The organism is Haemophilus parahaemolyticus (assembly GCF_018373095.1).
Classification (GTDB): domain Bacteria; phylum Pseudomonadota; class Gammaproteobacteria; order Enterobacterales; family Pasteurellaceae; genus Haemophilus_A; species Haemophilus_A parahaemolyticus_A.
This window is the reverse complement of record NZ_JAHAHT010000169.1, coordinates 1-1087: the sequence shown is the minus strand read 5'-3', so window position 1 is coordinate 1087 and position 1087 is coordinate 1. Positions and strand designations below refer to the sequence as shown.

At 44.8% G+C, this 1087-nt stretch carries 1 protein-coding gene; it reads left to right on the top strand.

Translation table 11 applies throughout. The annotated features are described in order from the left end of the window. Window positions 1-11 precede the first annotated feature (11 nt). Window positions 12-1087 (top strand): methionine biosynthesis PLP-dependent protein (locus KH943_RS10105; protein WP_304110447.1); only part of this gene is annotated, 1076 nt, incomplete at its 3' end.

Below are 1087 nucleotides of genomic sequence, written 5' to 3'. Positions count from 1 at the left end.
GGAAATATAAAATGACCAAATTCAACAATATCGAAACCACTTTAGTGCAACTGGGCAATCGTACTGACCCTAGAACAGGTGCAGTGGCAACACCTATTATTTTATCGACCGCTTACGGACGTGATGGCTTGGGCGAATCAACAGGCTTTGACTACACTCGAACCAAAAACCCAACTCGTGCCGTGTTAGAGCAGGGTATTGCTGATTTAGAAGGCGGTGATGCAGGTTTTGCTACTGCTTCAGGTATGGCGGCGATTCAGCTGATTATGTCGCTATTTAAATCGCCAGATGAATGGATTATTTCTAGCGATGTTTACGGTGGTACTTACCGTTTGTTAGATTTCTGCTATAAAAACAATCACACCGTGAAACCTGTGTATGTGAACACCGCAGACGTGGTGGCGATTGAAGCGGCGATCACACCAAACACCAAAGCAATCTTCATCGAAACCCCATCAAATCCGTTGATGGAAGAGTGTGATGTGGACGCGATCTCAAAAGTGGCGAAAAAACATAACTTGATTTTGATCGTCGATAACACCTTCTTAACCCCTGTGTTATTCCGCCCCATTGAACACGGTGCAGACATCGTGATTCACAGTGCAACCAAATACCTTTCAGGGCATAACGATGTGTTGGCAGGTTTAATTGTGGCAAAAGATAGCGAAGCAACCCAAAATGAAGCTGGTCAAAACTTAAGCGAGCGTTTGTATTATATCCAAAATGGGGCAGGTGCAGTGCTTTCGCCATTCGATTCTTACCTTGCGGTGCGTGGTTTGAAAACGTTGGCGTTGCGTATGGAACGTCATCAATCTAACGCAACTGAACTGGCAAAATTCTTAGCAGAACAGCCAGAAATTGAGAGTGTATTATATTCAGGCAAGAGCGGTATGCTTTCTTTCCGCTTACAAAAAGAAGAGTGGGTGCCGAAATTCTTGAAAGCGATTCAGCTGATTACCTTTGCTGAAAGTTTAGGCGGTACGGAAAGTTTCATCACTTATCCAGCCACCCAAACCCATATGGATATTCCAGAACACGAGCGTATCGCCCGCGGGATTACGAATACCTTGTTGCGTTTCTCAGTAGG